Here is a 3,008-nt window from a genome sequence, read left to right as displayed (position 1 = left end):
GATCAACACCCGTGGTAGGCTCATCCAGAATTAATAAATCCGGGTTATGAATCAACGCGCAACATAAACCCAGTTTCTGTTTCATGCCGCCAGATAATTGACCAGCAGGTCGATCACGAAACTCATTCAATCCCGTGCTTTTTAATAAAAGCGTGATACGTGCCTCACGTTCATGAGGGGCTAAATTAAACAGACGAGCAAAGAAAATCAGATTTTCATGCACAGACAAGGTCATATAAAGATTTTTACCCAGACCTTGTGGCATGTATGCGATTCTTGAGCAAATAGCATGACGCTCGCGATTATCAGCCATATCAGCAGCTAAAACCTGACATTGCCCGCTTTGTATCTTTTTTACTCCCGCAATAAGTCCTAGTAATGTGGACTTGCCAACACCATCAGGCCCAATAAACCCAACGCGTTGACCAGCTGGGATATCAACTGACATCGATGCCAATGCCTGTGTATCACCATATCGATGACTGACATTATCAAGGCTAACGACTATATCGGCTGACATAACGTGTTAGTAAGTGGCGAGAGGTGGCACTTTTTCTGGCCACTGTGCATTGTCATCCAGCTTGATATACGCCACACCGGGAACGCCGGTTTTCACCTGCTCTGCATATTTCCTTAGAATGTCTTCTTCAATTTTGACTTTCACCCGAAACATCAGCTTTTCACGTTCTTCCTCTGTCTCAACAGACTTGGGGGTAAACTGCGCTTGTGGTGCGACAAAAGACACATGAGCCGGAATAGATACATTGGGATAGGCATCCAGGACAATTCTTACTTCTGCCCCTACACGGGTTTGTCCTGCTTGGTCTGTAGGTAAAAACAGATACATATAAACATCACTGACATCAATCAGCGTAATGACTTTACCACCAGCAGGCAGAACTTCACCCGGCTCAGCCAAGCGATAAAGCACTCGACCGTTACGAGGTGTGGTGAGTTGGCTGTCAGCAATCACCACTTGTGCTTTTGTCACCTCAGCCTTAGCTGCTTCAATTGCTGCTTGAGCTTCGGCAACTTGTACCGATGCAGCTTGCATGGCCGCTTGAGCCGTCGCTTTTTGTGTTTCTTTCTGATCCATCACTTCCTGACTCAGGTGACCTTTTTTGACCAAGACCTGAGTCCGTTCAAGTTCTTTTCTTGCCAGCGTGACTTCACTGCGTCGCTGCGCCAAAATAGCCTGTGCGTATTTTTTGGATTCATTGGCTTTATTCAGATTCGCATTGGCTACTGCCAGATTCGCCTCAGCTTGCTCGGTATCCATGACGGCTAGCACCTGACCTTGCTTTACCCAGTCACCTTCATTCACCTGAATGTGCTCAACTTTCCCCGCCGTTTTTGTCGCCACATCAACTTCGGTCGCTTCAATTCGGCTATTTCCAGCAGCAAAGCCAGTGGGTAAACTCAACTCTTGTTCAGACTTCCAGTAATAGCTGGCCGCAGCGACGGCAACCACTATCAGTAATAAAATCAAATTTCGTAGTCGCAGCATGTGTTGTCTTTGTTATTGAAGAGGGATTGGCGTAAACATTACCCCAATAATACACGATAGCGAAATAACTGAAATGACAGAGATCAATCTATTGATCAAAATGACCTAGTTTCAGTTGCTTAACAGGCCAGAACTTCCATAACAAGCAGGATACTGTCCAGCAGATAAATGCCGAGGTGATGTCATGACTGATGAAATGGGCGCCACGTAATTGTTGTGCGAGACCGAAGATAACGCCAAAAGAGATGACGCCATACAACACTTTTTTAGCATGCTGAGGAAAAAGCTGCGTGCTGACAAAATACAGGCCAAAAAACATATAGGCAGAACTGGCATGCCCAGCAGGAAAGCAATGATCTGCACCTTGCATTGGCGACCATACACTATGCAACCAAAACTGATAGGGTCGCTCGCCACCAAACTCCACTACAGACCAGGGACAATCCACCTGAGTCAGCCTTTTTATAGCACTTACCATGAGTGTCGATACAGGAATACTGATACTAAGATACGCTAAAGCATGACGATAGCGTGATAAATAGCGGTTCCTGACACTCATCCCATAACTTAATAATACAACACTGAACAAAATGACGGCTAGGTCATGACCTCCATCATGTAACCACGTTTGCGTCAGCCAAAAATGCTTCAATTGCCATTGACCACCTTCAAGCTGATACCAGATGGACGCTACTAATTTATCCAGTTCTGTGATGGCAATCATGCTCATCAGAACAAAATACAGCCCCCATAAACGTACTAAATGATGCAGCATAGATTTAGCTATGCTGACAGCTGGCAAAGATATCTAAGGCCAGATCATATTTACCTGGCAGTAAGACATTGTTCATCCCTAATAATGAATGGAAAATATTGTCGTGGCTGACCGCTTTGCCAGTTTCATTTTTCATACATACTGGGTCGATGTGATAGTCACGTTTATAGTTATCTGACAACCACACCACCATAGGTACATGGGTTTGCTGGCTGGGGGCAGCGAAATAGGGTGTACCATGTAGATACAGATTATGTTCACCTAAAGACTCGCCATGGTCTGAGACATAAATCATAGCGGTATCAATCGATTGAGAAGATAAATTATCCAGATACTGAATCAATTGAGCCAACACATGATCGGTGTATAAAATCGTATTGTCATAGGCATTTCTCAGTTCTTCATTTGAACATTTCTGTAGTTCAGCGGTTTCGCAGATTGGTTTAAATTTCTCAAATGCAGACGGCACACGTTTGAAATAGGCAGGTCCGTGACTACCCTTCTGATGTAAGAGAATCAACTGATCATCATCTGACTTAGCCACCAAGACTTTTAGATTAGTCAGTAATACTTCGTCATAACACTCACCATCAGGACATAAATCTGTCAGATTAACGTCAGTTACTTTCTGGTGTTCTACACGATCACACACGCCTTTACAGCCGCTGTTATTATCCAGCCAACTGACCTTCACACCGGCAGCAGAAATAGCGTCCAGTACACTTT

4 protein-coding genes are annotated in these 3,008 nt (G+C 44.5%); all 4 read right to left on the bottom strand.

Features of this window, described 5'->3' with window-relative positions:
- The coding region (locus B4K20_RS10015; RefSeq protein ID WP_289282777.1) for an ATP-binding cassette domain-containing protein at window positions 1–520 on the bottom strand (520 nt) is incomplete at its 3' end.
- Window positions 521–526: 6 nt separating this feature from the next.
- The gene (locus tag B4K20_RS10010; RefSeq protein ID WP_289282776.1) at window positions 527–1,507 is read right to left on the bottom strand and encodes an HlyD family secretion protein; all 981 of its coding nucleotides are present in this window, start codon (window positions 1,505–1,507) and stop codon (window positions 527–529) included.
- 88 nt (window positions 1,508–1,595) lie between these two features.
- The gene (locus tag B4K20_RS10005) at window positions 1,596–2,282 is read right to left on the bottom strand and encodes a phosphatase PAP2 family protein (protein WP_289282775.1); all 687 of its coding nucleotides are present in this window, start codon (window positions 2,280–2,282) and stop codon (window positions 1,596–1,598) included.
- 4 nt (window positions 2,283–2,286) lie between these two features.
- A partial coding sequence (locus tag B4K20_RS10000) for a phosphoethanolamine transferase (protein WP_289282774.1) occupies window positions 2,287–3,008 on the bottom strand: 722 nt, incomplete at its 5' end.

Origin of the sequence: Methylophaga sp. UBA5088 (genome assembly GCF_002414625.1) — a bacterium.
GTDB classification, from domain to species: domain Bacteria; phylum Pseudomonadota; class Gammaproteobacteria; order Nitrosococcales; family Methylophagaceae; genus Methylophaga; species Methylophaga marina.
The sequence above is the reverse complement of the archived record's forward strand: the minus strand, read 5'-3'. Positions and strand labels throughout refer to the sequence as shown.

Bases quoted from the DNA above. Each gene is read 5' to 3' on its own strand.
- B4K20_RS10010 (WP_289282776.1), bottom strand. From the start codon at position 1,507: ATGCTGCGACTACGAAATTTGATTTTATTACTGATAGTGGTTGCCGTC.
- B4K20_RS10005 (WP_289282775.1), bottom strand. From the start codon at position 2,282: ATGCTGCATCATTTAGTACGTTTATGGGGGCTGTATTTTGTTCTGATG.